The organism is Pseudoflavonifractor sp. An44 (genome assembly GCF_002161675.1).
GTDB classification, from domain to species: domain Bacteria; phylum Bacillota; class Clostridia; order Oscillospirales; family Oscillospiraceae; genus Enterenecus; species Enterenecus faecium.
In genome coordinates this window covers 1-556 of record NZ_NFIH01000052.1, presented here as the reverse complement: position 1 = coordinate 556, position 556 = coordinate 1, and the positions used below count along the sequence as shown (strand labels likewise).

Genomic DNA, 556 nt, shown 5'->3' with positions numbered 1-556 from the left:
GCGGAAGTTTTTCAATTTCGGTAAGCTACGCTGTCATTTTCTCAGATACACGGGTTTGAAGCCGTCCGTGTTCCCGCTTCATCCACAGCTTTTTCAGGTTGAAGGCTAAAGCGAGAAAGAACATTTCAGTCCGTACGTTTGCCTTTCCAGTAGTTAGAAAGCGGCGGAACCCAAAGTCGTTTTTTAGAAGTGCAAAGGCTCCCTCCGCCTGAATGGAGCGGCACAGCCGAAGATGTATCCCCCGTGGTGTGGTAATATTTTCAGTTGCCGTAGCTCGCTTTTCCCAGAAGGTCTTTTTCAGTGCGATCTCTTTGGGCTTAGTTGGATCCTTGGCTCGGCAGCACTGGGAACGGCACGGGCAGCCATCGCAGTTTTCGCAGCAATACCACGCAGTGGAAACCAACTGTCCGTCTTGAACTTCGGTACACTCCCGCCGCAGAAATAGCCGGCGGCCTTGCGCACAGATAAAACAGTCTTCTTCCTGGTCATATTCCATGTTCTCCACTCGCCCAACTTGTTTCTTAAACTTTTTGCTGCGTCGTTGCTCATAGTTCGT

1 protein-coding gene is annotated in these 556 nt (G+C 50.4%); it reads right to left on the bottom strand.

The genetic code is table 11. From position 1 onward, the window contains the following. Positions 1-25: 25 nt before the first annotated feature. Positions 26-556, bottom strand: a 531-nt coding sequence (locus tag B5F98_RS12545; RefSeq protein ID WP_206418171.1) for a transposase, incomplete at its 5' end; no start/stop codon positions are given.